Here is a 25622-nt window from a genome sequence, read left to right on the forward strand (position 1 = left end):
GCCGGCACGAGGCGTTCATTCGCAAATAAAATACCGATCATTATGATAACGGACGGTACTTTATTTGCGAGACGAGCGTCAAGCGTTTTATACTGATCGTTCTTGAAAATCGAAACAGGGAAGCAGGCGATGGGACGCCGCAGGGAATTCGACGAGGACGAGGCGCTGGAAGCCGCCTTGCTGGTGTTCTGGCAGAAGGGTTACGAGGGTGCCTCGTTCGACGATCTCACGCAGGCCACGGGCGTCGCGCGCCCCGGGCTCTATGCGGCCTTCGGCAACAAGGAGGCGCTGTTCCTCAAGGCGCTCGATCTCTATGAGACGCGCTACCTGGGTTTCATGAGCGCGGCGCTCGACGCGGCCAGCTCGCGCGAGGTGGTCGAGCGGATCCTGCACGGCTGCGCCCGGCTGCATACCATGAGCCATGCCCATGCCGGCTGCCTCGGGCTCAATGGTGCGCTGGCCTGCTCCGACGACGCCGCATCGATCCAGCACGAACTGAACCGGCGCCGCAACGCCTCGCAAGCGGCATTGCGCAAGCGCCTGGAGCGTGCCCAGCGCGAGGGCGACCTGCCCGCGTCGGCCGATTGCGCAACGCTGGCCGCATACGTGGCCGCCGTCACGCAAGGGATGGCGGTGCAGGCCAAGGCCGGCGCATCGCGCAAGACGCTCGAGGCACTGGCCGCGCATGTGCTCGATGGCTGGCCGGGATCGAGCTGAAGCCGGTTCGCGAAGGCCGGCAATCGCGACGCGCCGGCCTTCCCCGTCCTCACTTCCCCTTGTCGTGCTCGGCCAGCCCGATCGCCTTGTAGTCGTAGGTCGGGTAGAACTCGGTGCGATACGCGCCCCAGGCGGTGTCCTCGAGCACGCGGTTCACCTCGCGCACGCGCGAGGCCGGCAGGCGCAGCGTGATCACCTGCCCGATCCCCATCGCCACGTACCAGCTCACGACCTCCACGCCCGGCGGCGGAAACGCCTTGTAGAAACCCTGCTTCGCCAGTTGCGCGTTCAGCTCGCTGAGCGGGCGCGACTGGTCGTGCTTGAGAAAGATGGTCAGCAGGACCGCGTTGTCGGGCGTGGCGACCTGGCTGCCGACGGGCGGCGTGCCCGAGGGCTGGGCATGGCCGACGGCGGGAAGCAGCGCGGCCATGGCGGCGGCGCCGAGGGCAAGCAGACGGATGCGGCGATTCAATCCTGCAATAAACGGCATGTTCTCGCTCCTGGGTCGAAGCGGGCCGCGCGGGATACGCGGCCCGGGCGTCAGCCGGGCGAGCGTACACCCGATCGCTGTCATGAACCTGGCGCGTGGATGCCGGGGCGGTCACCCGCGGCGCGCGGCCGGTGCGGCCCGAACGCGCCGTGCAAGCGCCGTCAGCCCATCAGGTGCCGCAGCAAACCGGCGCTGGCAATGCCGACCAGCACCGTCGGCAGCAGGGACAAGCGCATCGAGGCGAGCAAGGTGATGGCCAGCGCCAGCAGGTCGGCCGGGTCGCGCGCCACGAAGGCGGGCGCGATCACCGAGATCAGCACGCAGCCGGGCACGTTCTCCATCACGGCGCGCAGGCGCGGCCCCGGCGTGCGATCGCGCAGCGCCACGTAGCCGAGGATGCGCGTCAGGTAGGTGGAGGCCGCCATCAGCACGATGGTGAGCAGGGTGGGCCAGTCAAGCATCGCGCGCCTCCATGCGCCAGGCCGCGATCGAGGCGGCCACCAGGCCCGCGCAGGCGCCGGCCGGCACGTACCAGGCCGCGCCCGGCGCCAGCCGGTAGACCACCGCCGCCACCACCAGGCTGACCAGCCAGGGATGGCAGGCGCGCACGCCCTTCCACATGCCGCGCAGCAACACCAGGAAGACGGCCGTGAAGGCCATGTCGAAGCCGTAGCGCTCGACATCGCAGAGCACCGGGCCGAGGCCGGCGCCCAGCGCCGTGAACGACACCCAGGTACCCCACAGGCACAGCGCGATGCCCGCGTAATAGCGCATGCTGACGCGATCCGAGCGGCGCGCGCCGGCATCGGCCAGCGCCATCGCCCAGCTTTCGTCGCACATCAGGAACAGCGCGGCAAGCGCGCGCGGCAGCGGCACGTGGCGCAGCAGCGGCGCCAGCGCCGCGCCCATCAGGATATGGCGCGCGTTGACCAGGAACGACATCGCGACGATCAGCGCGATATGCGGCGGCGAGGTCCACAGCCGCACGGCCGCGAACTCGGAACCGCCACCGAAATTCATGCCCGCCATCAGCGGCACCTCGAGCACGCTCAGGCCCTTGTGCGCCGCCTGCGCGCCGAGCACCAGCGCGAACGGAATGAAACCCATCATCACCGGCACCGCGGCCCGCATCCCGCGGGCAAATTCCGACGCGGCCACCGGCCCCTTCAATACAGCATCCGACGTAAGCAAACGACTCATCACTACCTCCTTGCGGGGTAGCATTCTCCGCCAAACGCCATGAAATCGGGTTGCGTAGTTGCCAGACAAACCCAATAATTTGGCACTGGATGCCAATGAATACGGAGATATTGGAATGAAAGGCCAATTCAAGCTCGATGCCATCGATCGGCGCATCCTGCAGGCGCTGCAGCGCGACGGGCGCATGCAGAACATCCGCCTGGCCGACGAGGTCGGGCTGTCGCCCTCGCCCTGCCTGCGGCGCGTGCGGCTGCTGGAGGAAGCCGGCGTGATCGAGAAGTACGTGGCGGTGGTGGATGCCTCGAAGGTCGGCAAGGCGCTCAGCGTGTTCGTGCGCGTCTGGCTCAAGGCGCAGGATTCGGAGACGGTCGACCGTTTCGCCGACGCGGTGCGCCTGCTGCCCGACGTGGTGGAGTGCCACCTGATGGCGGGCGACTGCGATTTCCTGCTGCGCGTGGTAGTGGCCGACCTGGAGGAATATCGGCGCTTCCAGGCCGAGCACCTGACGCGGATCCCCGGGGTGCAGAGCGTCAAGACCGAGATCCCGACGCAGAAGATCAAGCTGACCTCGGAAATCCCGATGTGAGCGCGAGCGCGGGCGGCCGCGCTCGGGGGCCGGGTCGTTTCAGCGCGTCGCGACGATGAACAGGCGCGGGAACGGCAGCAGCACGGTGCCGTCCTCGTGGATGCGATAGGCATCCGCGATCGCCTCGCGATAGCGGACCAGGAAGGCGGCCTGTTCCTGCTCGTCGAGCCGCGCCAGGAAGGGCCGCAGCGCGCTGCCCTTGAACCACTCGACCACCGCGTCGGCGCCGCCCTCGAGCTGGTGGTGATAGACGGTGCGCCAGACGTCGACACGCGCGGCCAGCGGCCGGAGCAGCGAGAAGTACCAATCCGCGCCGAAGCGCATGGTGCGTTCGGCGCCGCCGAGCTTCGCGGCCCAGGGGCCGTCGGCGGCCACCTCGCGCATGATGCGATGCGCGGGCTCGTCGAGGTTGTCGGGCATCTGCACCGCCAGCACGCCGCCCTCGGCGAGCTTGCCGAGCAGCTTCGGGAACAGCACCGGGTGGTCGGGCACCCACTGCAGCACCGCGTTGGCGAGGATCAGGTCGAACGGCCCGGGCGCGTCCCAGGCGGAAATGTCGACCTGCTCGAAGTTCAGCCGGGGCAGGCGCTGGCGCGCCGAGGCCAGCATGTCGGCCGAGCTGTCGAGGCCGCTCACCCGCGCTTGCGAAAAACGCGCGGCCAGCATCTCGGTGGAGTTGCCGGGGCCGCAGCCGATGTCGACCGCCTCGCGCACCGCGATGTCGGGCACCGCGAACAGCAGGTCGCGTACCGGGCGCGTGCGTTCGTCCTCGAACTTCCGGTACTGCGATGCGTAGTGTTGGTCGTGCCTGGTGCTCATGATCGGCTCCTGTCTCGGCGGATGGGAAGGATCGGCAAGCGGGCGGAGCATGCAGCAGCGGCGCGGACGAGGGGCTTCCGGCGGCATGATCGCCCTGTCTCGCGAACGCCTTCGCCATCTCGCCTCGGCCGCGCCCCGCCGGGTTCGCCGGATTCGATGGGCTGCAGTATAGTCGCGGCAAATCGGGCCGCGCATGCCCCGCGCGGCCACAATATTCATGACTGCCTGTCCTCAATCGCCGGAGCGCCCATGATCGGTCTCGACCTGCTCGCCTCGTTCGCCGCCGCGGCCCGTCACGCCAGTTTCGCGGCCGCCGCGCGCGAGCTGGGGCTCTCGCCGTCGACCATCGCCAAGAACATCGCGCGGCTCGAGGCGAGGCTCGGCGTGCGCCTGTTCCATCGCACCACGCGGCAGGTCACGCTCTCCAAGGAAGGCGAGGAAATCCACGCGCGCTGCCGGCTGATCCTGGAAGAAGTCGAGTCGCTGGAGACCGCCGCCATCGAGGCGCGCGGCGAAGTGCGCGGCACGCTGCGCATCGACATGCCGCTCAGCTACGGCAAGCAGGTGGTGATGCCGGTGCTCAGGCAACTGAACGCGCGGCATCCTGCGTTGACGATCGACGCGCGCTTTTCCGATCGCACGGTGGACGTCGTCAAGGACGGGCTCGACGCCGCGATCCGGATCGGCCCGCTGGCCGATTCGAGCCTGGTGGGCCGGCAGTTCGACGCGCAATACTTCTGCACCTACGCGAGCCCGGCCTATCTCGAACAGCACGGCGAACCGGCCTCGCCCGACGAGCTCGGCGAGCACACCTGCCTGCTGTTTCGCGTGCCTTCGACCGGCCGCGAGCGCGCCTGGCACTTCCGCAGCGGCCGCCGCGAGCGTTCGCTCACGCCCGACAGCCGCATGTATCTCGGCGACGGCGAGGCCCTGATCGAGGCGGCCGTCGCCGGGCTCGGGCTGGTGCAGACGCCGCGCTACCTGGCCACCCGGGCGCTCGAGAACGGCGAGCTGGTCGAGGTGCTCAAGCGCCATCGCGCGCCGCCGCTGCCGATCTCGCTGGTCTATCCCAGCCAGCGCCACGTGCCGCTGCGCGTGCGCGTCCTGCTCGACGCGCTGCTGGCGAGCCGCCGCGCCGTGCGCGCCTGATCGATCCACGCCGCTGAAACGCGAGGCGGCCGGCGCGCCCACCAGGGTCGCGCCGGCCGCCTCGCATCGGCACGCGATCAGTTCAGCGCCGAGCGCACGATCTCGTAGCCGATCATCGCCACCGCCACCACCAGGTAGCCGCGCAGCACCGCCATCCACAGCTTGCTCTCCATCGGCATCGAGGGCGCGGGCAGTTGCTCGATCGGCGCCATGCGCCAGACGCGCTTCTCCTCGTCGCTCCAGCGCGGCGCGCCGATCGCGCGCAGCGGGAAGCGGCTGTTGCGATAGAACAGCGTGCAGACGAAGCCGACCACGCCGAGCGCGCTGCCGCCCGCGAGGATGTCGACGATGGTCTCGCCGCTGATGTCGGGGAACACGGTGGCGGCGGTCAGCACGATCGACAGCATCACCAGCACCCACACGACCGCGCCGGTGAACAGGTTCAGCCACTTGCCGTTGCACCAGGGGCCGAGCACCGAGCGATCGTTGCAGAGCAGCAGCAGGAACACCGTCGCGCTGGGCAGCAGCACGCCGGCCAGCGCCTGCACGGCATTGGTCAGGAAGCCGAGGAAGGCGTCGCTCGACACCAGGGTGACGGTGGCGGCCAGCGCGATCAGGCCAGCATAGGCGACATAGAACCACTTCGCCTGGTGCACCGGGCGATGCAGCGAGTGACGCACGCCGAACACGTCGCCGACCGCGTAGGCGGTGGCCAGCGAGACGGCCGCCGCGCCGATCACGCAGGCATCGAGCAGCGCGATCGCGAACACCGTGGCCGGGTAGCTGCCCACGTACTTGTCGAGCGCGGCGAGCACGGCGCCCGCATCGGTGAAGTTGCCGAACTCGGGCTTGCCGGCGTACATCGCCGCGCAGAAGCTGATCATCGCCACCGCGCCGATCATCACCAGGCCGATGCCGAGCCAGAGATCGAGCTTCTCGTAGCGGCTGAAGGCCGGCGTGATGCGCTTGTCGACCACGTAGCTCTGCTGGAAGAACAACTGCCAGGGCGCCACCGTGGTGCCGACGATGCCGATCACCAGCAGCATCACGTCAGCCAGCTTCGAATGCGCGGGCCAGCCCGGCACCAGGAAGTCATGCAACATCCGCGAGGCGGGCGGATGCACCGCGTGCAGCACCGGCACCAGCAGCAAGCTGCCGGCCACCAGCACCAGCGCGAAACGCTCGAAGCGCCGGAAGCTGCCGGTGCAGACCGCCGCGATGGTGATCAGCGCCGCGCCGATCACGCCCGGCACCTTCGGCAGGCCGAAATAATGCAGCGCGAAGGTGACGCCGATGAACTCGGTGACGATGGTCAGCGCATTGAGCACGAACAGGTCGATCGCGCTGAACGCTCCCCAGAAGCGGCCGAAGCGCGCGAAGATCAGGCGCGCATGGCCCACGCCGGTCACCGCGCCCAGCCGCGCCACCATCTCCTGGTTCACGTAGAGCACGGGGATCAGCAGCATCAGCGTCCAGAGCAGGGTGGTGCCGTAGTTCTGGCCGGCCTGCGTGTAGGTGCCGAACGCGCCGGCATCGTTGTCGCCGACCATCACGATCAGGCCGGGGCCGAGGATCGCCAGCAGGGTGCGCCAGCGCGCGAGCCAGCCCTTGCGCGGCGCGGTGTCGTGCCGCTCGATGGTGCCGAGCGCGCCGCGGATGTCGCCCAGATGGGCCTCGTCGAGGACCGCGTGGTTGGCCTGCGTCGGCGGGAATTGCGAGGAAGTGGACATGTGGTGTCTCGTCGAAAGGACGCGACGACGCGGGCGGCATGCCGGGAATGCATGCCGCCTCGGGAGGTCGCGAAAACGATGGATCGATGGACGACGAAAACGGCATGCCCCGCACGCGATGACGGATGCGGATACGCAAGGCGGCAAGCCGCGGCGGGCTGCCGTTTCGGTCGTCGGATGGGCCGGCGCTGGCACGCGCCGGCCGGCGCCGGATCACGGGGATCGGCGCGGCTCGTCGTGGATCACTGTGCTGCGGGATATCGGCATGAAGCGGCGCGCGATATCGAACCCTCCCTTCGTATCGGCATCGATACGGGCGTGTTGATCCATACGGCCCGGGACGTCGCGAACGCAGGCATCCGGCAACGGACGTGCGTCGGCAACGGCTCGAGGCCGCACCAATGAGGGTGCACGGGAAGCAAGGGGAACTTCGGCGCGCACCGTCCTGCCTGCTGGCGGGACGGCGGCGAGATGGGAATCAGCGCGTGGAGTCCCGCCGGTCAGGCGGAAAGAGAGATCGGAGATCGACTACTGCTACTGTCCAAGATGGATGACCTTCAGTCGGAAAACGGGCGAATTCTGCGCGGTCGGATTCGAGGCGTCAACCGTCTTTCGCAGGATTTTTATTACGCCCTTCTTACGCGCTTCGCGCCGCCTTCGAGGCATGAAGCCGCCGCCGCGCGGCGCGCCGCCGACGATTCGAATATCCCCTGCACTGCGAAGCATTTTTTTGTTGCGCCGCGTGACGGACGCGGCATAGAATCCGCCCTGTCTCGAACCCAAGCCGATTCATCATGGAACCCCAGCCTAGTAGCGACAGTCGTTCGCCGGCCCTGCCCGGCGACCCCAGGACCAATACGCGCTAGCGCCTGCCTTTCCCGTAGCCGCTGCCCGTATTGACGGTGCAGCGCGCCTCCCCGGCCCGATCACGGCCGCCCCAGCACGCTCCCCTGCCTCGAACACCCGATGCGGCCCGCCCGCCTCGGCCATGGATCGCTTTCGCCCGACGCGGGCGAAGCGGAGGTGCATCATGTACGTGCAGCAATTCCTTTTCGTTTCGCATTCCTACTTTACCAACCGCGACGACGTGCTCGGCGGCTACCTGCCGCCCGCCGCCGATCCGCGAGCCTATGCCGCCCCGGCCCCGGCGCCGGCGCCGCGCCGTCATCAAGCCGTATCGGAACCGGTGCAGGATTCCCGCCAGGCGGACAGGCAGGACGGCACCGCAGCCGACGCGCCCCGGCGCAACTGAATCCCGCGTTACGCGCCTTGCGGGCGCCGCAGCCGATTCATGCCCGCGATGCGCGGCGTCCCCTCGTCGTCGATAACCACACTCCCTGCAAGCCGATGAAAACACTCGCCCTCAAGCAGCAGCCCACGCGTTCGCCGCGCGCATCCAAGTCCTTCGCTTCGGCCACGTCCTGCCAGCCTCGGCCGTTCGCGATGCTCGCCGCCACCGTCTCGATCCTCGCCGCCGCGTCGGCGCATGCGCAGGAGGCGCCTGCCGCCGCACCGGGCGGCGACGACGCCTCGCCTGCCGGGCTCTGGCAACGCGCCGCCCTGTTCGGCGACATGGGCGGGCTGCGCCCCGCGCTCGACACGCTCGGCATCACACTGGCGCTGCAGGAAACCAGCGAATACTTCCGCAACGCCAGCGGCGGCACGCAGCGGATCGGCGCCTACGACGGCCTCACGCAAGGCACCCTCAGCGTCGATACCGGCAAGCTGTTCGGCCTGGCCGGCGGCACCTTCAATGTCAGCGCGCTGCAGATCCACGGCAGCAACCTCAGCGCGCGCGCGCTGGGCGCCCAACAAGCCGTCAGCGGCGTGGAGGCGAACGCGGGCACGCGGCTCTGGGAGCTCTGGTACGGGCAGCAGTTCGCGGGCGGCGCGGCCGACCTGCGCATCGGCCAGCAGAGTCTCGACCAGGAATTCATGCTGAGCCAGTACGCGAGCAGCTTCGCCAATGCCACCTTCGGCTGGCCGGTATTGCCCTCGGTCGACATGCCCGGCGGCGGCCCCGCCTATCCGCTCTCCTCGCTCGGCGCGCGCCTGAAGCTCAAGCCGACCCCGGCGATCACGGTGCTGGCCGGCGTGTTCGACGGCTACCCGGGCGGCAGCGCGCAGAACGACGCGCAGCAAGGCAATGCACACGGCACGCGCTTCAACCTGCACGACGGCGCGCTATGGATCGGCGAGCTGCAATACGCGCTCAACCAGGCGCAGGGCGAGGCGCCCGATGCCCGGCCGAGCGGCTTGCCCGGCACCTACCGGCTCGGCTTCTGGTATCTCTCGGGACGTTTCGACGATCCGCGCCAGGACAGCAGCGGCCTGCCGCTCGACTCGCCGGCCTCGAACGGCATCGCGCGAACCCATCGCGGCAACTACGGCGCCTACGCGGTGGCGGACCAGATGGTGTGGCGCTCGACCGGCAACGCGGCGCGCTCGCTCGGCGTGTTCACGCGCGTGATGGGCGCGCCCGACGATCGCAATTCGGTGAGTTTCTCGGCACAGGCCGGCATCGCGTTGAAGGCGCCGTTCGACGGCCGCGACAACGACACGGCGGGCCTCGCGATCGGCTACACCAACGCCACGCTGAACGTGGACGCCGCGGCCGGCGCGGCGCTAGGCATCGCCGGCGCGAAGCGCATCAACGAGACGGTGTTCGAGGCGACCTACCAGTACCAGGTCGCGCCATGGTGGATGCTGCAGGGCGACCTGCAATACATCGTGCGGCCCAGCGGCGGTTATTACCTGCCCGCGAACGGCGGCTCGGCGCGCAGGATCGGCAACGAGGTGGTGGCGGGCTTGCGCACCGTGGTGAACTTCTGAGTCGGGTCATCGCCGGCGAGCCGCCGGCGATTCGCGCTCAACGGAATGCGCCGCCGCCCTCGAAGGCGCGCGCCACGAAGCGCTCGGCGATGCGCCGATGCGCCTCGCCATCGGGATGCAGGCGATCCGGCAAGGGCAGCTCGGCCTCGTCCTCGGCGCCGTACAGCGTGAGGCCATCGAGATAGTGCAGGTTCGGATCCGTGGCCGCGCGCTGCGCCACGATGCGCTGCAAGGCCTCGCGAATGACTTCGAGCGTGAGCTTGCCGGCCGCGCGCTCGCCCGGCTCGCCGGTGGCGCGAAACAGCACCTTGCCGCTCGCCAGCGCCTCCAGATCGAACGCGCCGGGGCCCGGCGTGCGCTCGTGGATCTCGCAATGGATCGGCGAGACCACCAGCAGCGGCGTGTCGGGATGACCATCGCGGATCGTGTCGAGAAAGCCGTGCACGGCCGGCGCGAACGCGCGCTGGCGCATCAGGTCGGCGTTGACGAGGTTGATGCCGAGTTTCAGGCTGATCAGGTCGGCGCGCGTGTCGCGAATCGTGCGTGCCACGAAGGAATCGAGCAGCGCGCTGCCGCCGAAGCCGAGATTGAGCAGGCTGACGCCGGCCCGCGCGGCGGCCAGCGCCGGCCAGATCGTCGAGGGGCTCGCCGCGTTCGAGCCCTGGCTGATCGAGCTGCCGTGATGCAGCCAGACGCGCCGGCCGTCGTCGCCGACCGGTTCGAGGGCGGCGTCGCTGCGCAGCGCCACCAGCAGCGTGGCCTCGTTGTGCGGCAGCCAGAGCTCGACGCGCTTGTCGTGCGTGGGCAGGCCGGCGAAGCGCAGCGTGGCGGCCGCGCCGGGTTCGTGGCTGGCCGCGCCCGTGCCGAGCGAGATCACCACGCTGTCGCCACCCTCGGCGCTGGCCTGCGCGACCCGCGCGCCGTCCACCAGCAGGTCGTAGACGCCGGGCGGCCGGGACGGCACGCCGGCATAGCGATAGCGCGTCGGCAGCGTGTCGAGTTCGATCTCGCTGGCACGCGTGCGGAACACCAGGCGCACGCCCGAGGGCTGCGCCTCGACCATCGCGAACTGCGCGTCGAGCCCGCGCGAGCGCGCCCAGGCCGGCAGGCGATGGACCAGCACGCCGCGCGCGGTGGTCTCGAGTTCGAGCGCGCCCTGCACCAGGGCGTCGGTGATCGGCGTCGCGATCGGCAGGATTTCGGCATTCGTCATCTGGTGGCTCCATCGATGGCGGCCCGGCGGCACCAAAAGAAAACGGCCGATCTTGCGATCGGCCGTCCTCGGCTTAGATCCGGGCCAGTCGGCCCGGCGGATCATACGCTCACTTCACGCTCGCGAGACCGGATCAGCCCAGATCGAAACGATCCAGGTTCATCACCTTGGTCCAGGCCGCGACGAAGTCCTCGACGAACTTGCGCTTCGCGTCGCCGCTCGCGTACACCTCGGCCAGCGCCCGCAGCACCGCATTGGAGCCGAACACCAGGTCCGCGCGGGTGCCGGTGTACTTCACCTCGCCGCTCGCGCGGTCGCGCCCTTCGTACACTTCGGCGCTCGCATCGGCAGCCTTCCACTCGGTGCCCATGTCCAGCAGGTTCGCGAAGAAGTCGTTGCTCAGCACGCCGACGCGATCGGTGAACACGCCGTGCTGGCTGCCGTCGAAGTTGGCGCCCAGCACGCGCAGGCCGCCGACCAGCACGGTCAATTCCGGCGCCGTCAGGGTCAGCAACTGCGCCTTGTCGACCAGCAGCGCCTCGGTCGACGGGCCGCCTTCCACGCGACGATAGTTGCGGAAGCCGTCGGCAACCGGCTCGAGCACCGACACGGATTCGACATCGGTCTGATCCTGGCGCGCATCGACACGACCCGGTGCGAACGGGACGTCGATCTTCACGCCCGCAGCGGCCGCGGCCTGCTCGACGCCAACCACGCCGGCCAGCACGATCACGTCGGCCAGCGATGCCTTGCCCGACGCGGCCTGGATGGCCTGCAGCTTGGGCAGCACGTCGACGGCGGCCTTGTTGACCGCCCAGTCCTTCTGCGGCGCCAGGGCAAGCCGGGCGCCATTGGCGCCGCCGCGCTTGTCGCCGCCGCGGAAGGTCGAGGCCGAGGCCCATGCGACCGAAACCAGCTCACCGACCGACAGCCCCGACGCGGCGATCTTTTCCTTCAGATCGGCGATATCGGCGGCGCTCGGCTGGTGCGTGGCAGCCGGCAGCGGGTCTTGCCACAGCAGGTCTTCCTTCGGGATTTCCGGGCCGAGGTAACGTGCCTTCGGGCCCATGTCGCGGTGGGTCAGCTTGAACCATGCACGCGCGAAGGCTTCGTTGAACGCCTGCGGATCACCCAGGAAACGACGCGAGATCTTTTCGAATTCCGGGTCGTAGCGCAGCGTGAGATCGGTCACCAGCATCGTCGGCTTGCGCTTCTTGGACGGATCGAACGGGTCGGGAATCAGGTCCGGCGCATCCTTCGCCTCGAACTGAATGGCACCCGCCGGGCTGCGCGTCTGCACCCATTCGTACTTGAGCAGGTTCTCGAAGAAGTAGTTGCTCCACTGCGTCGGCGTCTGCGTCCAGACCACCTCGAGGCCGGAGGTGATGGCGTCGGCGCCCGCGCCGCTGCCGAAGCTGCTGGTCCAGCCCAGGCCCTGCGTTTCGAGCGAGGCAGCTTCCGGATCGGCACCGACGTGGTCCGCCGAGCCCGCGCCGTGCGTCTTGCCGAGCGTGTGGCCGCCGGCGATGAGCGCGACGATTTCCTCGTCGTTCATCGCCATGTTGCCGAAGGTCGCGCGGATCGCCGGCGCCGCGGAAGCCGGATCGCCGCTGGCGTTCGGACCTTCCGGGTTCACGTAGATCAGGCCCATTTCGGTCGCGGACAGCGGATTGTCCTTGAGCGTTTCCGGATTGCGGTGCGACAGCCAGGCCTTCTCGTCACCCCAATTCACGTCCAGGTCCGGCTCCCACACGTCTTCGCGACCTGCCGCGAAACCGAAGGTGCGGAAACCCGAATTTTCCAGCGCGACATTGCCCGCCAGGATGATCAGGTCGGCCCACGAGATTTTCTGGCCGTACTTCTGCTTGACCGGCCACAGCAGACGACGCGCCTTGTCCAGGCTGACGTTGTCGGGCCACGAGTTCAGCGGTGCGAAACGTTGCTGGCCGCGCCCCGCGCCGCCGCGGCCGTCGACCATGCGGTAGGTGCCGGCGCTGTGCCAGGCCATGCGGATGAACAGGCCCGCGTAGCTGCCCCAGTCGGCCGGCCACCATGCCTGCGAGTCGGTCAGGACCTTCTTCAGGTCGGCCTTGAGCGCGCTGTAGTCCAGTTGCTTGAATTCCTTGCGATAGTCGAAACTCTCGCCAAGCGGATTGGAACGATTGGAATGCTGATTCAGCAGATCGACGCGCAGCTGCTTGGGCCACCAATCGCGATTGGTGGTGCCGCCGCCGGCCGAGTGGTTGAACGGACACTTCGCCTCATTCGACATCTGTATTCTCCTTGTTCGCTAACGCTTGCCCGGCTCGTGGGGGAGGAGGAGCCGGGAATGCCAGGTGCTCGTCAATCATCGTGCTGGTGAATACTAAACGCTGCATTTGCCGAGCGGAAATTGGATTATTTGATCGACGGGAATCGAAAAAACTAACACCCGGCATCTGGGACCCTGCAACCCGCACGTGCCGCGCAGCGTAGCCGCGCTTCATGTCGAAACGATGAGGGTCGAGGTTTTGCGGCGATGCATCAAAGCACGATCGACGGTGCGACGAAGCACGGACGTGCAGCATGACGGATCCGGCGAAATCGTGCCGCGAGGCGGGCGCGCCTGCCCGGCATTGCATTGCGAGGGGCAACAATCGCCGCAACAATGACGGCGTCGCGCGCCGCGATCATTGCTCGCCTCGATGCCCTGGCCGGCCGATCCGTCGCCGCTCGGATCGCCTCGCGTTGCGCTTGCCGCACGGCAATATGTTCCCGCGCGCAACCAAATCGCGGCGCGATGCGCCATGATGCTCGCGTGATGTCTTCACTCCGGACCGCCTCGATGACCCGTATTCGCAATCCTCTTAATCTCGCGCAGTTGCAGGCCTTCGTGGCCGCCGCGCATCATCGCAGCCTGCGCGCCGCCGCGCGCGAGCTCGGCGTCACGCAGCCGGCGATCACGCACACGATCCGCGAGATCGAGCACGCGCTGAACGCCGAGCTGATGGTGCGCAGCGTGCGCGGCGTCGAGCTGACCGCCTGCGGCCATGCCCTGCTGCCGCGCGCCGAGCAGTTGCTCGGCGACATGCGCCGCGCGGTGGAGGCGGTCGAGCAGGTGAAGGGCGAAATGTCGGGGCGCGTGGCGGTCGCCACCATGCCCTCGATCGCGCTGACCGCGCTGCCGCGCGCGGTGCAGAAATTCCGCGCCACCATGCCGAGCGTGCAGTTGCACCTGGCCGAGCTGTCGGTGCCCGAGGCCATGACGCAGCTCGGCAACGGCACGCTCGACCTGGCCGCGATCCATCACATCCCGGCGCTCGATCGCGAGTTCGTGCAGACGCCGCTGCTGTCCACCGAATTCGTGATCGTGATGCGCGCCGGCCATCCGCTCGCCAAGGCACGCAGCCTCGCCGAGCTGCTCGACGCCGAATGGATCGTGACGGTGGACGCCGAGGATTTTCCGCACAGCGTCATGATGGCGATGTTCACCACCCACGGGCTGCCGCTGCCCCGCCGCCTGCTGCGCGCACCCTCCTCGTTCTCGGTCACGCTCGGCCTGGTGTCGCGCTCGGACGTGATCGGCTGCTTCACCAAGCCGCTGGCCGAGATGGTCGCGCCGCTGGGAATCCGCATCGCCGCCGTCGAGGAGACGCTGCCGACCTACGAACTGTCGATCCTGTCGCGCCGCGACCTGCTGCCGACGCCGGCCGTCACGCAGTTCATCGCCTGCCTGAAGCAGGCGGCGGCCGATACGCTGGGCTGAAGGCCGAACTACGAGCCATGCACCCGCACGGTGCACGCGCTCGCGCCGAAACCGGTTTCGGCATCAATTACCGAAAGCTTCCTTACATTCTTTCGAAAAACTCAATAAAAACCGCCCCTCGCGGGCGCGTCCCGCTATCCGGGCTTCCACTAGGCACCCGCTGGGCTTTTTGTCTTGATAATGTTCCGCGAACGCTCGTCCGCATCGGGCGGGCGTTTCCAGTCAGCCCGGCAGCAGCCGCACCGGGCGGAGCGCACTGCGGCACGACCGCGCGCAAACCACCGTACAACGAGGAGTCATAGTGAAAAAAGTTCTGGCGGCCCTGACGGTTGCCCTGCTTGCCGTGTCGGCAGGCGGCGCCTACGCAAAAGACTGGTCGACGGTCCGCTTCGGCGTCGACGCGAGCTACCCGCCGTTCGAATCGAAGGGCGCGGACGGCAAGCTGGTCGGCTTCGACGTCGACCTGGGCAACGAAATCTGCCGCCGCATCGCCGCGAAGTGCGTGTGGGTCGAAAACGACTTCGACGGGATGATCCCGGCGCTGAAGGCTCGCAAGTTCGACGGCGTGCTGTCGTCGATGTCGATGACCCCGCAGCGCACCGAACAGATCGCCTTCTCGGCCAAACTGTTCAACACGCCGACGCGCCTGGTCACCAAGTCCGGCGCCAAGCTGCTGCCGACCGCCGATTCGCTCAAGGGCAAGACGGTGGGCGTCGAGCAGGGCACGATCCAGGAAACCTACGCGAAGACCTACTGGGCGCCCAAGGGCGTGACGGTGGTGCCTTACCAGAACCAGGACCAGGTCTACGCCGACCTGCTGTCGGGCCGCCTCGACGCCACGCTGCAGGATGCCGTGCAGGCCGAGATCGGCTTCCTGAAGACGCCGCGCGGCAAGGGCTACGCGTTCGCCGGTGGCGACATCGACGATCCGAAGACGCTCGGCGAAGGCGCCGGCGTGGGCCTGCGCAAGGAAGACACCGACCTGAAGGCGAAGATCGACGGCGCGATCGCCGCGATGCGCAAGGACGGCACGTACGACAAGATCGCCAAGAAGTACTTCGATTTCGACGTCTACGGCAAGTAAATCCCGCCGCGACGCGGCAGCCGACGGGCCCTTCGGGGCCCGTTGTCATTGGTGCGGCAGGTGCCCGCGCGAGCGCGCGCCCGGGCCGCCCGGCCGGGATCGTCCGCCCGGCGCCCCCGCTTGCCGCGCGCAACGTACAATCGTCGTTTCCCCGTTCCTGACGACTCCGCTCGGCGGCCCAGGCCGCCCGCCCCCCGATCATGCAAACGCTGACCCATCCGCTGATTTCCCCCGCGCTCGGCACCGAACGCCACATCACCAGCTTCCATTACGGTCCGCGCAGCGGGAAGAAGGTCTATATCCAGTCGTCGCTGCATGCCGACGAACTGCCCGGCATGCTCGTCGCGACCCTGCTGCGCCGCCATTTCGCTGCGCTCGAGGCGGCCGGGCGGCTGCGCGACGAAATCGTGGTGGTGCCGGTGCCGAACCCGATCGGCCTGTCCCAGCACGTGTTCGGCGACCATCTCGGCCGCTTCGAGCTGAACACCATGCAGAACTTCAACCGCAACTTCCATGACCTGGCCGCGCTGGTGATGCCGCGCATCGAGGGCCGGCTGGGCAAGGACGCGGCGCAGAACCTGCTGGCCGTGCGCGCGGCGGTGCGCGAGGCGCTCGACGAGCAGAAACCGCGCACCGAGCTCGAATCGCAGCGGCTCGCGCTGCAGCGCCTGTCGTTCGACGCCGACGTGGTGCTCGACCTGCATTGCGACAACGACGCCGTGATGCACCTCTATACGAACCCCGATCTGTGGGAGGACGTCGAGCCGCTGGCGCGCTACCTGGACGCCCAGGCCTCGCTGCTCGCGCTCAATTCGGTCGGCAACCCGTTCGACGAGGTGCACAGCTTCTGCTGGTCGGAGCTGCGCGAGCGCTTCGGCAGCCGCTTCCCGATCCCGAACGGCGCGATCTCGGTGACGGTCGAACTGCGCAGCGAGCGCGACGTGTCCTACGAATTCGCCGAGCGCGACGCGCAGGCGATCGTCGATTACCTGACCCTGCGCGGCTCGATCGACGGCACGCCGGCACCGCTGCCGCCGCTGGCCCATCCCGCCACCCCGCTGGCCGGCACCGAGCCGCTGGTGGCGCCGGTATCGGGCGTGCTGGTGTTCCGCACGCCGGTGGGCATCGTGGTGGAGCCGGGCCAGGAGATCGCCGATATCGTCGATCCGCTGACCGACCGGGTGGTCACGCTGAAGGCCAGCGTGCGCGGCGTGCTCTATGCGCGCCAGGTGGTGCGCTTCGCCACCGCCGGCATGGAAGTGGCGCGGATCGCCGGCAATACGCCGTTCCGCAGCGGCTCGCTGCTGTCGGCCTGAGCTCCGGCAGCCTCTCGCGCCCGGGTTTGCCGCCATCCTCGGCGGCCGCGATGCACAACGGCCGGCAACGCGTCGCTACGCGCGGCCGGCCGTCATGACCCACGGTCGATCCTCCCCGTCGCGGCCCATCACTCGGGCCGCTTTCCCCTGCCGGCCTTGCCCGGCAAGCCCCCCACTCAGAACGCCGGCACGATCGCGCCGTTGAACTTCGCGTCGATGAACTTGCGCACGTCGTCCGATTCGTAGGCCGCCACCAGCTTCTTCACCCAGGGCTTGTCGCGATCCTGCGCGCGCACCGCGATCAGGTTCGCGTAGGGGCCCTTGAGATCCTCGATCGCGATCGCGTCCTTGACCGGCGTGAGGCCCGCCTTGACGGCGTAGTCGGTATTGATCGAGGCGGCGTCCAGGTCGGGCAGCGCGCGCGGCAACTGGGCCGAATCGAGCTCGACGATGCGGATCTTCTTCGGGTTCTCGGCCACGTCCAGCGGCGTGGCGTTCACGCCGTTGCTGCCGACGCCCGGTTTCAGCTTGATGACGCCGTACTTCTGCAGCAGCAGCAAGGCGCGGTTGCCGTTCGAGGGATCGTTCTGGATGCCGACCTTGGCGCCCACCGGCAGGTCCTTCAGCGACTTGATCTTCCGTGAATAGAAGCCCATCGGCGCGGTATAGGTCAGCCCGACGCTGACGATCCTGTAGCCGCGCTGCTTGATCTGGCTGTCGAGGAAGGGCTGGTGCTGGAAGCCGTTGGCGTCGAGATCGCCCGAGTCGAGCGCCGCGTTCGGCTGCACGTAATCGTTGAATTCGATCACCTTGATCGGCAATCCGTCGTGAGCGGCCACTTTCGCCACTTCCGTCCAGATCTGCGCATCCGGTCCGCTCATGGTGCCGATCCGCAGCGGCGTGCCATCCGCCCGGGCCGCCGACATCAGCGCGACCGACAAGGTCCCGCCGACCACGGCAAGACGCGAAACCTGCGCGAACCACCCCGAAAAACGCCGCATTGCGATCCCCTCTTCTGTCATGAACGAGCGGCGCATGCTCGCATGACCGGCCGGTCGGTCCAACCAAGCATTGCTGATGGGCATCGATGCTGTTGCGCGAAAAGCAAACGCGGAATCGTCATATCGATTGCGGGCGCAACCGTCATATCGTCTGCTGTGGTGCGGGCGCTACATTCTGAACTATGACAATCACTGTCACATTCATTACCTGCCCCGCCGATAAAGTGCGGTCCGTTCCTTCCAAACGCCTTCAAGAGCGCGGAACCGCACAACCTTATTTCGCTCGGAGATTGCCTTGAACAAGAAACTGTTGACCATCGCCGTGCTCGCCGCCACGGCCAGCGCTGCCCACGCACAAAGCAGCGTCACGCTGTACGGGATCATCGACGCCGGTATCAGCTACGTTAACCACAGCAAGAACGCCGCCGGCGGTTCGGACAAGCTGTTCAAGTACGACGACGGCGTTGCCCAGGGCAGCCGTTGGGGCCTGCGCGGCACGGAAGACCTCGGTGGTGGCCTGAAGGCGATCTTCGTGCTCGAAAACGGCTTCAACAGCGGCAACGGCACGCTGGGCCAGGGCGGCGCGCTGTTCGGCCGTCAAGCCTACGTCGGCCTGAGCCAGACGCAATACGGCACGGTCACGTTCGGCCGCCAGTACTCGTTCTCGACCGACATCCTCGGTTCGAACTACTCGACGGGTGGCAACACGGTCGTCGGTAACTACGCTTACCACGTCAACGACATCGACCAGCTGACCTCGAGCCGCATCAACAACTCGGTCAAGTACCAGAGCGCGAACTACTACGGCTTCACGTTCGGCGCCTTGTACGGCTTCTCGAACCAGGCTGGCGCGTTCGCCGGCGCGAACTCGACGACGGTCGGCACGACCACCACGGCGGGCTCGTCGCGCGCCTACAGCTTCGGCGTGAACTACGCGAACGGTCCGGCATCGATCGGCGCGGCCTACACGGACATCCGCTTCCCGGGCCAGGCAACGCCGTCGTTCTCGACGACGATCGCCAACATCGGCACGGGCACGGTGCGTGACCTGCGCACGTTCGGCGTCGGCGGCCGCTACATCTGGGGCCCGGCAACGGCATGGCTGCTGTGGACGAACACGCAGTTCGACGCGATCAACCTGGCCGGCACCAAGTACAACGCGTACGAAGCAGGCCTGAAGTACGCGCTGACGCCGGCCCTGTCGGGCGCTGTCGGCTACACGTACTCGAGCGCCACGCAAGGCAGCAACTCGTACCACTGGAACCAGGTCAACGGCACGGTCGACTACGCGCTGTCCAAGCGTACCGACGTGTATGCCCTGGCTGTCTACCAGCAGGCTTCGGGCAAGGGCGTGCAAGCGCAGATCGGCTCGAGCACCAGCTACTTCAACACGTCGGGCACGGGTTCGAAGAACCAGATCGCTGCTCGCGTCGGCATCCGCCACAAGTTCTAAGCAAGCGCTTCACTCGCGAAGACACTACGGCAGAAACGCCCCGCCATCCGGCGGGGCGTTTTTTTTCGTCTTTTAAGTTTCATTTAATTCTGGATTGAGAGCATCCTCTCACCCCCCCTGTTGGCCGCCTGAGCATCGGCGGCTTTTTTTTTGATCGTATGCCGGGCGGCAGCCGCCACCGGACGAGACAGGACCGGAGGAAACGATGATCGAAGATATTGTTTTCAGCCACCTCCCCACGATTCTGACGCGCGAGCATGCGTTCCCGGTCCAGAGCTGCCGCGTCTCGGTGGCCATGCAACGTCCCTGGGGCCGACCTTATCGGCTGGTCGAGTGGACCATGCACCTCGACGCTCCCGCGCGACGCCGCATCGTCCCCGCCGAAAGCACCGACGAGCAGATCGCCGAGGCGGTCGCCTCGCACGTGCCGGGCCGGCTCTACGAGGACGGCGCCTCGCTGTTCTGACGCGCCGTTCACGGCCGCGCGGCATTCAGGTTTCCTGATCGTCATCATCCCGCCAGCCGGCCGTCACGGGCAGGCGCGGCGGGAATTCTGCTACCCTCCCCGTTTTCCGCTACGCATCTCATCCATGGAAAACGCATTCAACGAACGTGGCGTCAGCGTGACCCGCAACGGCCTGTCCTGCGCCGGGCTGGTGTTCCCGCTGCGCGAGATTCGCGACCTGGCCGTGGTCACCGTCAACAAGAACGCGGTCGTGCCGATCCTGATCTCGCTGATCGGCGTGGCCGCGATCGCGGCCGGCGCGGTCTATGCCGTCAGCGGCGGCATCGTCGTCGGCGCGATGCTGGCCGTGGTCGGCTACCTGACCTGGATCACCCAGGACGTCACCTACCGGCTGATGGTCGATACCGCCGAGGGCAAGCGCGAGGCCGTGGTCAGCGTCGAGCGCGAGTTCGTCGAACGGGTCGCCCAGGTGGTGCGCGACGCCAAGGCCGCGCAGCCGGCCGCCACGGCGGCAGCTGCGAAATAGGCCGGAACGTCGGGCCCGCGGGCTCGATTGGCCGCGTGAGCGGTTTGGCTTTGCCTTTGCATGGCCCGGAGCGATCCGGGCCATGTGTCGTTTACGTCCGCTTATCTTCGTTTATGCCCGGCATTTTTCCCGTCCTTGCCGGCTGGACGGCAACGGGGACGACGGGCTGGCGCCAGGCCGCGCCCCGGCTTGAAGTGGTGCGTCGCGACTGACCGTTAGTTGCTCATCAAGTCGATCAACTCGTGCCTTTGCCCACGAAATACGGTTATCCGGCGTTGTACTGATAATCATTCTCATCTAAGATCGCAGCTTTACGACTGTCTTTCGCCGGCCCGGCAGGCCGGCGGCACGCCAGCCAGGTGGATCTGCCACCGAGCCAGCCAAGCTCGACGCCTCAACGGGAGATCCCATGCACCGACATCCGCTGTTCCGCCGACTGCGCCGCGTGGCGCCGGCCGGCGCCTTCGACCTCCAGCAGCCCGGCACCGCCGCGGCGAACCCCGCTTCCGGCTCCGCCTTCGCGGTCGATGTGCATCAGGATCCGCTCGAGGCCGGCGGCGCCTCGTCCAGCGCGACCACCGGCCAGGGGCGCGATGCCTCGACCGCTGTCGTCACCGATCCGACCACCACCTGATGTCCGGCCTCTCCACGCTCGCCGGCAGCCGCCCGGCCGCTCACGCCGGCACCTCGGCGATCGCGCGGCGTCGCACGATCGCGCGCGCGATGCTGGCCGCCACCGCCGTCGCACTGCTGCTCGCGATGCTGGCCGCCTGCTGCATCGGCGCCTATCGCCTGACGCCCGCGCAACTGCTGGCCGCGCTGTTCGCGCCCGATGCCTCGCTGCAGCAGGCGCGCGCGGTCCTGCTCGAGATCCGCGCGCCGCGCGTGGTGCTCGCGGCCCTGGTCGGCATCGGTTTCGGCACGGCCGGCGCGGCGATGCAGGCGCTGTTCCGCAATCCGCTCGCGGATCCTGGCCTGGTCGGCGTGTCGAGCGGCGCGGCCCTTGGCGCGGCCGGCCTGATCGTGCTCGGCCCGATGCTTGCGTCCACAACCATTCCGGCCGGCTGGCTGCCGCTGGCCGCGTTCGCCGGCGCGCTGGCGGTAGCCGCGCTGGTCTATCGGCTCGCCGCCACGCGCGGCCGGCTCGCGCTGCCGCTGCTGCTGCTGGCCGGCATCGCGATCAATGCACTGGCCGGCGCGGCGATCGGCCTGCTCACCTATATCGCCAGCGACGCGCAACTGCGCTCGCTGACCTTCTGGAGCCTCGGCAGCGTGGGCGGCGCGCAATGGTCGACGCTGGCGGCGGTAGCGCCCTTGGCGCTGGCCGGCACCGCCTGGCTCGCACGCGAACGCGATGCGCTCAATGCCCTGCAGCTCGGCGAGGCGGAGGCGCTGCACCTGGGCGTGCCGGTGCAGCGCGTCAAGCGCGGCGTGCTGGTCGCCACCGCGCTCGGCATCGGCGCGCTGGTTTCCTGCACCGGCGTGATCGGCTTCATCGGCCTGGTCGCGCCGCATTGCGTGCGGCTCGTCTGCGGGCCCGACCAGCGCGTGGTGATGCCGGGCGCGGCCCTGCTCGGCGCGCTGCTGGTGGTGGTGGCCGACCTGGTCGCGCGCACCGTGGTCGCGCCCGTCGAGATTCCGCTCGGCATCCTGACCGCGCTGATCGGCGCGCCGTTCTTTCTCGCGCTGCTGCGCAAGAGCCGCGACGCGCTCGGCGGCTGACGCGGCGCACTTCGAGTCCTCTCATGCTGATCGCCGATCGTCTCTCCATCGCCCGCGGCCGCACCGAAGTGCTGCGCGGGCTCTCGCTGCGGCTCGTGCCGGGCGCCGTGACCGCCTTGCTGGGCCGCAACGGCGCCGGCAAGAGCACCTTGCTCAAGGCCCTGGCCGGTGAATTCCACGGCGCGGGCGCCGCGCGCCAGGTGCGCCTGGGCGGGCGCGTGACGCTGAACGGCGAAGCGCTCGAGCATCTCGGCGCCGCCGCGCTGGCGCGCCTGCGCGCGGTGCTACCGCAAGCCGCGCAGCCGGCCTTTCCCTTCGTCGCCGACGAACTGGTGATGCTCGGGCGTTATCCGCATACGCGACGCGCCGGCGCGATCGCCGCGCGCGACCACGAGATCGTGCGCGAGTCGCTGGTGCTGGCCGGCGCCGGCGCACTGGCCGGCCGCGACGTGACGACCCTGTCGGGCGGCGAGCTCGCGCGCGTGCAATTCGCGCGCGTACTCGCGCAGCTCTGGCCCGAGCACGACGCGCGGGACGCCGGCGCCGCGCCGCGCTATCTGCTGCTGGACGAGCCGACCGCGGCGCTCGACCTCGCGCACCAGCACCATCTGCTCGGCACGGTGCGCGAGTTGGCGCGCGACTGGCGGCTCGGCGTGCTGACGATCGTCCACGATCCGAACCTGGCCGCGCGCCATGCCGATCGCGTCGCGCTGCTGGCCGACGGCGAGGTGTTGGCCGAAGGCACGCCGGCCGAGGTGATGCGGCCGGCGCTGATCGAGCGCTGTTTCGGTTTCGCGGTGAAGATGGTCGAGACGGGCGACGGGGCGCCGCCGGTGATGGTGCCGGCCTGAGGGGCCGGTGGAGGGATTCGGGCAGCGGTCAGATTCGGAGCTGCTCAGGAGTCGAAACCATCCTGATCGACGATTGTGGCCAGATCACGGGCGCCATGTAATACACGCACGACAATGACGGCCTGATCGTCCGAACGGTAATAAATGGAGTAGGCGCCGTAAAACAGTACGCGCAGGTCGGGAGCGAGTTGCCGCCGTTCGGGCAGCCAAGCGGAAAGATCAATAGCTGCTGACAAGCCTCGTGGAGACTGGTGACAAACCGATCAGCCGTTGCCTCCGATGCTTCTTCGGCAAGATATGACCAGATTTCCGCCAGGTCGAATTCAGCACGCTCGGTTATCTGGAGCGCTCGGCTAATAACTGCCTCCCTCGCTCGATGATGTTCTGAGGATCGAACTTCTTTACCCGGCCTGCAGCAACATCAGCGAGACCCTGGTCGATCTCCGCCTTGAGCTCGGCCAGTTCGCCAAGCATCAGTTGACGCCGTGTCTTCCACTCCCGCAGCGCTTCGCGCACGACCTCGCTAGTCGATGCATAGTCGCCGTCTTCAACAGCCTGCCTGATGGCGCCCGCCATTTCAGGAGGCATCGTAATCGTCAGGCGTTCCAGGGTCGCGGACATGGGAAACTCCGGCTCAGATCACAAAATCATACTTTATCATACTGATACCGAGGCACCGTCCAGGACTTCGCCCTTGCACTGGATCACAATGACTTGTGCCGCGCGTTGCATTCGTGCGGACCACACCTGGACCAGAAAACAAAAACCCCGCGAGCCAGGAATTCTCGCGGGGTTTCCGGATGACGACGGACGTGACCGGATAAACCAAGCCTATCCGGCCATGGGAAGCGCATCGCTCAGCCGCGCCCCTTCTGCGCGAAGTACGCGCCCACCGCCTCGACGAAGGTATCGATATCATCGCCCGACACGTCGCGATGCGTGACGAAGCGCGAGGCATAGAGCATCTGCGTGAGGATCCCGCGCGTTTTCAGCCAGGCTTCGAGCGGCGCGCAGTCGGCCTCGGGGAATTGCGCGAACACCATGTTGGTGGCCTGCGAGAGCACCTTCACCTGCTCGATGCGCGCCAGGCCCTCGCCCAGGCGCGCGGCGTTCGCGTGATCCTCGGCGAGGCTCTCGACATGATGGTCGAGCGCGTACAGACAGGCTGCCGCCAACACGCCCGACTGGCGCATCCCGCCGCCGAGCACCTTGCGCCAGCGCGCGGCGCTCTCCAGCAGCGCGCGGCTGCCCACCAGCACCGAGCCGACCGGTGCGCCGAGCCCCTTCGAGAAACAGATCGAGATGGTGTCGAACGGCGCGCACAGCGCCGCGAGCGGCTTGCCGCTCGCCACCGCCGCATTGCACACGCGCGCGCCGTCCAGGTGGGTGGCCAGGCCCTTGCCGCGCGCCAGCGCGGTGGCCTCGTCGACATAACCGGCCGGCAGCACCTTGCCGCCGATGGTGTTCTCGAGCGCGAGCAGGCGCGTGCGCGCGAAGTGGTTGTCGATGGGCTTGATCGCGGCGGCGATCCGCTCGAGCGGCAGCGTGCCGTCGGCGGCATTGTCGATCGGCTGCGGCTGGATGCTGCCGAGCACCGCCGCGCCGCCGCCTTCATATTTGTAGGTATGGGCCTGCTGGCCGACCAGGTATTCGTCGCCGCGCCCGCAATGGGCCATCAGCGCCGCGAGATTGCTCTGCGTGCCGCTCGGAAAGAACAGGCCGGCTTCCTTGCCGGCCCGCTCGGCCACCGCGGCCTGCAATCGTGCGACGGTCGGATCATCGCCCCAGACGTCGTCGCCGAGTTCGGCGGCAGTCATCGCGGCCAGCATCGGCTGGCTCGGGCGAGTCACGGTATCGCTACGTAGATCGATCATCGGGGCGTCCTCGGAGAAGCGCCGGCATCGCCGACGCGTGAACCTGGAAAAAATCCGAGTGTACGCAATTCACTGCGCGCTTGCGTGCCGAGGCATGAAAACGGGCAGTGAACCCAGAAACAATACAGACCGGTATCCCTCGCGATGAAACCGGCGATCGCGAACGATCAGGCGTTTTCCTCGCAACAGACATGCAGGTCGCGGCCCGTGCCATCGGCCTGCACCGCGCGTTCGAGATTCGCGTTGACGCGGCATAGCAGGGTGGCGAGCTGCGCGCGCTCGTCCTCGCTGAAGCCATCGAGCGCGATGCGCCCGGCCTCGTCGAGCACGGCCTTGCCCTCGGGCAGCTTGCGCATCGCATCCTCGGTCAGGGAGATCAGGCGGCTGCGCTTGTCGGCCGGATCGGGCACGCGACATACCAGGCCGTCGCGCTCCATGCGGTTGAGCAACTGCGCCATGCTCGGCTGCTCGACCTGCATGCGCCGGGCAAGCTCGGCCTGCGACAAGGCACCGGAAACCTTCAAAAGGCCCAGCACCGGGACCTGGCTGAGCGCGAAACCGAGTTCGCGCAAGGGCCTGTCGACGACGCGCGTATAGAGCCGCGTGGTGAGGCCTACCAGTTTCAATGGAGGTGTCGATGAATCTTCCATCTCGCGGAGCATCTCTCGGAAATTAGTTGATTAAAAAATGGTAATCGATCGTCCCGGCTTTTCCCATATACGACTGTAAATAACCGTTACCAAAACCGTGAAATGTGTGAAACGAGGATTAGCCGCTGCCGCCAAAAATGCCGGCCGATTCGAACCGCGCCACGCCGGCCCTCGCACGATCGCAGTGCATCCGCCCGC

The 25622-nt window shown here is 68.0% G+C and carries 27 protein-coding genes; 14 read left to right on the plus strand and 13 right to left on the minus strand.

From position 1 onward, the window contains the following. The first annotated feature begins 129 nt into the window (after positions 1-129). Positions 130-717, plus strand: coding sequence for a TetR/AcrR family transcriptional regulator (locus F3J18_RS09835; protein ID WP_025099336.1), 588 nt, complete (start codon positions 130-132; stop codon positions 715-717). 49 nt (positions 718-766) lie between these two features. Here F3J18_RS09835 and F3J18_RS09840 read toward each other — a convergent pair whose 3' ends face one another. The 3 genes from F3J18_RS09840 to F3J18_RS09850 all read right to left on the minus strand — a co-directional run bounded on the left by F3J18_RS09840 (position 767) and on the right by F3J18_RS09850 (position 2407). Further along, entirely contained in the window at positions 767-1207 is a 441-nt protein-coding gene (locus F3J18_RS09840) for a hypothetical protein (RefSeq protein WP_166912697.1), read from the minus strand. Between the two features lie 161 nt (positions 1208-1368). After that, positions 1369-1668 carry an AzlD family protein gene (locus tag F3J18_RS09845; RefSeq protein ID WP_025099337.1) on the minus strand — a complete coding sequence of 100 codons (300 nt, stop codon included), beginning with the start codon at positions 1666-1668 and terminating at the stop codon, positions 1369-1371. Further along, positions 1661-2407: an AzlC family ABC transporter permease gene (locus tag F3J18_RS09850; protein ID WP_166912698.1), complete on the minus strand. Its 747-nt coding sequence runs from the start codon at positions 2405-2407 to the stop codon at positions 1661-1663. The genes F3J18_RS09845 and F3J18_RS09850 overlap by 8 nt, the downstream gene beginning before the upstream one ends. A gap of 115 nt (positions 2408-2522) precedes the next feature. On the opposite strand from F3J18_RS09850, the gene F3J18_RS09855 reads away from it, so the two are divergent. Next, positions 2523-2993 carry an Lrp/AsnC family transcriptional regulator gene (locus F3J18_RS09855; protein ID WP_025099339.1) on the plus strand — a complete coding sequence of 157 codons (471 nt, stop codon included), beginning with the start codon at positions 2523-2525 and terminating at the stop codon, positions 2991-2993. Between the two features lie 39 nt (positions 2994-3032). Here F3J18_RS09855 and tam read toward each other — a convergent pair whose 3' ends face one another. Beyond that, positions 3033-3812 carry a trans-aconitate 2-methyltransferase gene (gene tam, locus F3J18_RS09860; protein ID WP_166912699.1) on the minus strand — a complete coding sequence of 260 codons (780 nt, stop codon included), beginning with the start codon at positions 3810-3812 and terminating at the stop codon, positions 3033-3035. Positions 3813-4061: 249 nt separating this feature from the next. On the opposite strand from tam, the gene F3J18_RS09865 reads away from it, so the two are divergent. Next, positions 4062-4961 carry a LysR family transcriptional regulator gene (locus F3J18_RS09865; protein ID WP_025099341.1) on the plus strand — a complete coding sequence of 300 codons (900 nt, stop codon included), beginning with the start codon at positions 4062-4064 and terminating at the stop codon, positions 4959-4961. A 77-nt stretch (positions 4962-5038) separates the two neighbouring features. Here F3J18_RS09865 and F3J18_RS09870 read toward each other — a convergent pair whose 3' ends face one another. Then, positions 5039-6691 carry an NRAMP family divalent metal transporter gene (locus tag F3J18_RS09870; RefSeq protein ID WP_105850834.1) on the minus strand — a complete coding sequence of 551 codons (1653 nt, stop codon included), beginning with the start codon at positions 6689-6691 and terminating at the stop codon, positions 5039-5041. A gap of 534 nt (positions 6692-7225) precedes the next feature. Then, the gene (locus F3J18_RS09875; RefSeq protein ID WP_166912700.1) at positions 7226-7474 is read right to left on the minus strand and encodes a hypothetical protein; all 249 of its coding nucleotides are present in this window, start codon (positions 7472-7474) and stop codon (positions 7226-7228) included. Positions 7475-7721: 247 nt separating this feature from the next. Here F3J18_RS09875 and F3J18_RS09880 point away from each other — a divergent pair, with 247 nt between their 5' ends. Together F3J18_RS09880 and F3J18_RS09885 are read left to right on the plus strand one after the other, a co-directional pair. Next, positions 7722-7943 (plus strand): hypothetical protein, encoded by a 222-nt coding sequence (locus F3J18_RS09880; RefSeq protein ID WP_166912701.1) that lies wholly within the window; start codon positions 7722-7724, stop codon positions 7941-7943. A gap of 95 nt (positions 7944-8038) precedes the next feature. After that, positions 8039-9523 (plus strand): carbohydrate porin, encoded by a 1485-nt coding sequence (locus F3J18_RS09885; protein WP_029950616.1) that lies wholly within the window; start codon positions 8039-8041, stop codon positions 9521-9523. Between the two features lie 37 nt (positions 9524-9560). Here the strand turns inward: F3J18_RS09885 and F3J18_RS09890 are convergent, their stop codons facing one another. Both F3J18_RS09890 and katG read right to left on the minus strand, forming a co-directional pair. Continuing rightward, positions 9561-10736: an SGNH/GDSL hydrolase family protein gene (locus F3J18_RS09890; RefSeq protein WP_166912702.1), complete on the minus strand. Its 1176-nt coding sequence runs from the start codon at positions 10734-10736 to the stop codon at positions 9561-9563. A 133-nt stretch (positions 10737-10869) separates the two neighbouring features. Beyond that, positions 10870-13008 (minus strand): catalase/peroxidase HPI, encoded by a 2139-nt coding sequence (katG, locus tag F3J18_RS09895; RefSeq protein WP_166912703.1) that lies wholly within the window; start codon positions 13006-13008, stop codon positions 10870-10872. Positions 13009-13560: 552 nt separating this feature from the next. Here katG and F3J18_RS09900 point away from each other — a divergent pair. The 3 genes from F3J18_RS09900 to F3J18_RS09910 all read left to right on the plus strand — a co-directional run bounded on the left by F3J18_RS09900 (position 13561) and on the right by F3J18_RS09910 (position 16881). Then, complete coding sequence (locus F3J18_RS09900) at positions 13561-14481, plus strand: LysR substrate-binding domain-containing protein (protein ID WP_166912704.1); 921 nt, start codon at positions 13561-13563, stop codon at positions 14479-14481. A gap of 301 nt (positions 14482-14782) precedes the next feature. Further along, positions 14783-15565 carry an ABC transporter substrate-binding protein gene (locus F3J18_RS09905; protein WP_166912705.1) on the plus strand — a complete coding sequence of 261 codons (783 nt, stop codon included), beginning with the start codon at positions 14783-14785 and terminating at the stop codon, positions 15563-15565. A gap of 200 nt (positions 15566-15765) precedes the next feature. Continuing rightward, the gene (locus F3J18_RS09910; protein ID WP_013691574.1) at positions 15766-16881 is read left to right on the plus strand and encodes a succinylglutamate desuccinylase/aspartoacylase family protein; all 1116 of its coding nucleotides are present in this window, start codon (positions 15766-15768) and stop codon (positions 16879-16881) included. Between the two features lie 176 nt (positions 16882-17057). Here F3J18_RS09910 and F3J18_RS09915 read toward each other — a convergent pair whose 3' ends face one another. Beyond that, positions 17058-17918, minus strand: coding sequence for a MetQ/NlpA family ABC transporter substrate-binding protein (locus tag F3J18_RS09915; RefSeq protein ID WP_084152529.1), 861 nt, complete (start codon positions 17916-17918; stop codon positions 17058-17060). Between the two features lie 259 nt (positions 17919-18177). Here F3J18_RS09915 and F3J18_RS09920 point away from each other — a divergent pair, with 259 nt between their 5' ends. The 6 genes from F3J18_RS09920 to F3J18_RS09945 all read left to right on the plus strand — a co-directional run bounded on the left by F3J18_RS09920 (position 18178) and on the right by F3J18_RS09945 (position 22900). Further along, on the plus strand, positions 18178-19335 hold the full coding sequence (locus F3J18_RS09920; protein ID WP_025099350.1) for a porin: 1158 nt from the start codon (positions 18178-18180) through the stop codon (positions 19333-19335). 205 nt (positions 19336-19540) lie between these two features. After that, entirely contained in the window at positions 19541-19801 is a 261-nt protein-coding gene (locus F3J18_RS09925; protein ID WP_025099351.1) for a DUF2866 domain-containing protein, read from the plus strand. A gap of 124 nt (positions 19802-19925) precedes the next feature. Further along, a complete protein-coding gene (locus F3J18_RS09930) occupies positions 19926-20327 on the plus strand; it encodes a DUF6232 family protein (RefSeq protein WP_025099352.1) in 402 nt (133 codons plus the stop codon). 409 nt (positions 20328-20736) lie between these two features. Then, the gene (locus tag F3J18_RS09935; protein WP_166912706.1) at positions 20737-20961 is read left to right on the plus strand and encodes a hypothetical protein; all 225 of its coding nucleotides are present in this window, start codon (positions 20737-20739) and stop codon (positions 20959-20961) included. Further along, on the plus strand, positions 20961-22049 hold the full coding sequence (locus F3J18_RS09940; RefSeq protein WP_166912707.1) for an iron ABC transporter permease: 1089 nt from the start codon (positions 20961-20963) through the stop codon (positions 22047-22049). Before F3J18_RS09935 ends, F3J18_RS09940 begins: the two co-directional genes overlap by 1 nt. Positions 22050-22072: 23 nt before the next feature. Then, positions 22073-22900, plus strand: a complete 828-nt coding sequence (locus F3J18_RS09945) for a heme ABC transporter ATP-binding protein (protein WP_025099354.1) — start codon at positions 22073-22075, stop codon at positions 22898-22900. A 44-nt stretch (positions 22901-22944) separates the two neighbouring features. Here F3J18_RS09945 and F3J18_RS09950 read toward each other — a convergent pair whose 3' ends face one another. The 4 genes from F3J18_RS09950 to F3J18_RS09970 all read right to left on the minus strand — a co-directional run bounded on the left by F3J18_RS09950 (position 22945) and on the right by F3J18_RS09970 (position 25400). Beyond that, on the minus strand, positions 22945-23136 hold the full coding sequence (locus tag F3J18_RS09950) for a type II toxin-antitoxin system RelE/ParE family toxin (protein ID WP_166912708.1): 192 nt from the start codon (positions 23134-23136) through the stop codon (positions 22945-22947). Between the two features lie 100 nt (positions 23137-23236). Then, complete coding sequence (locus F3J18_RS09960; protein WP_036028673.1) at positions 23237-23521, minus strand: type II toxin-antitoxin system ParD family antitoxin; 285 nt, start codon at positions 23519-23521, stop codon at positions 23237-23239. Between the two features lie 236 nt (positions 23522-23757). After that, the gene (ltaE, locus tag F3J18_RS09965; RefSeq protein WP_013691581.1) at positions 23758-24774 is read right to left on the minus strand and encodes a low-specificity L-threonine aldolase; all 1017 of its coding nucleotides are present in this window, start codon (positions 24772-24774) and stop codon (positions 23758-23760) included. A gap of 167 nt (positions 24775-24941) precedes the next feature. Then, positions 24942-25400, minus strand: a complete 459-nt coding sequence (locus tag F3J18_RS09970; RefSeq protein ID WP_227742705.1) for a MarR family transcriptional regulator — start codon at positions 25398-25400, stop codon at positions 24942-24944. Positions 25401-25622: the final 222 nt, after the last annotated feature.

This window comes from Burkholderia sp. Ax-1720 (genome assembly GCF_011753035.1).
GTDB classification, from domain to species: domain Bacteria; phylum Pseudomonadota; class Gammaproteobacteria; order Burkholderiales; family Burkholderiaceae; genus Burkholderia; species Burkholderia gladioli.

Excerpts from the sequence above, each read along its gene's own strand:
- F3J18_RS09940 (WP_166912707.1), top strand. The coding sequence starts at position 20,961 with ATGTCCGGCCTCTCCACGCTCGCCGGCAGCCGCCCGGCCGCTCACGCC.
- F3J18_RS09910 (WP_013691574.1), top strand. The coding sequence starts at position 15,766 with ATGCAAACGCTGACCCATCCGCTGATTTCCCCCGCGCTCGGCACCGAA.
- katG (WP_166912703.1), bottom strand. The coding sequence starts at position 13,008 with ATGTCGAATGAGGCGAAGTGTCCGTTCAACCACTCGGCCGGCGGCGGC.
- tam (WP_166912699.1), bottom strand. The coding sequence starts at position 3,812 with ATGAGCACCAGGCACGACCAACACTACGCATCGCAGTACCGGAAGTTC.
- F3J18_RS09865 (WP_025099341.1), top strand. The coding sequence starts at position 4,062 with ATGATCGGTCTCGACCTGCTCGCCTCGTTCGCCGCCGCGGCCCGTCAC.
- F3J18_RS09850 (WP_166912698.1), bottom strand. The coding sequence starts at position 2,407 with ATGAGTCGTTTGCTTACGTCGGATGCTGTATTGAAGGGGCCGGTGGCC.
- F3J18_RS09960 (WP_036028673.1), bottom strand. The coding sequence starts at position 23,521 with ATGTCCGCGACCCTGGAACGCCTGACGATTACGATGCCTCCTGAAATG.
- F3J18_RS09840 (WP_166912697.1), bottom strand. The coding sequence starts at position 1,207 with ATGCCGTTTATTGCAGGATTGAATCGCCGCATCCGTCTGCTTGCCCTC.
- F3J18_RS09925 (WP_025099351.1), top strand. The coding sequence starts at position 19,541 with ATGATCGAAGATATTGTTTTCAGCCACCTCCCCACGATTCTGACGCGC.
- F3J18_RS09855 (WP_025099339.1), top strand. The coding sequence starts at position 2,523 with ATGAAAGGCCAATTCAAGCTCGATGCCATCGATCGGCGCATCCTGCAG.
- F3J18_RS09930 (WP_025099352.1), top strand. The coding sequence starts at position 19,926 with ATGGAAAACGCATTCAACGAACGTGGCGTCAGCGTGACCCGCAACGGC.
- F3J18_RS09870 (WP_105850834.1), bottom strand. The coding sequence starts at position 6,691 with ATGTCCACTTCCTCGCAATTCCCGCCGACGCAGGCCAACCACGCGGTC.
- F3J18_RS09835 (WP_025099336.1), top strand. The coding sequence starts at position 130 with ATGGGACGCCGCAGGGAATTCGACGAGGACGAGGCGCTGGAAGCCGCC.
- F3J18_RS09890 (WP_166912702.1), bottom strand. The coding sequence starts at position 10,736 with ATGACGAATGCCGAAATCCTGCCGATCGCGACGCCGATCACCGACGCC.
- F3J18_RS09885 (WP_029950616.1), top strand. The coding sequence starts at position 8,039 with ATGAAAACACTCGCCCTCAAGCAGCAGCCCACGCGTTCGCCGCGCGCA.
- F3J18_RS09915 (WP_084152529.1), bottom strand. The coding sequence starts at position 17,918 with ATGCGCCGCTCGTTCATGACAGAAGAGGGGATCGCAATGCGGCGTTTT.
- F3J18_RS09935 (WP_166912706.1), top strand. The coding sequence starts at position 20,737 with ATGCACCGACATCCGCTGTTCCGCCGACTGCGCCGCGTGGCGCCGGCC.
- F3J18_RS09880 (WP_166912701.1), top strand. The coding sequence starts at position 7,722 with ATGTACGTGCAGCAATTCCTTTTCGTTTCGCATTCCTACTTTACCAAC.
- ltaE (WP_013691581.1), bottom strand. The coding sequence starts at position 24,774 with ATGATCGATCTACGTAGCGATACCGTGACTCGCCCGAGCCAGCCGATG.
- F3J18_RS09945 (WP_025099354.1), top strand. The coding sequence starts at position 22,073 with ATGCTGATCGCCGATCGTCTCTCCATCGCCCGCGGCCGCACCGAAGTG.
- F3J18_RS09900 (WP_166912704.1), top strand. The coding sequence starts at position 13,561 with ATGACCCGTATTCGCAATCCTCTTAATCTCGCGCAGTTGCAGGCCTTC.
- F3J18_RS09845 (WP_025099337.1), bottom strand. The coding sequence starts at position 1,668 with ATGCTTGACTGGCCCACCCTGCTCACCATCGTGCTGATGGCGGCCTCC.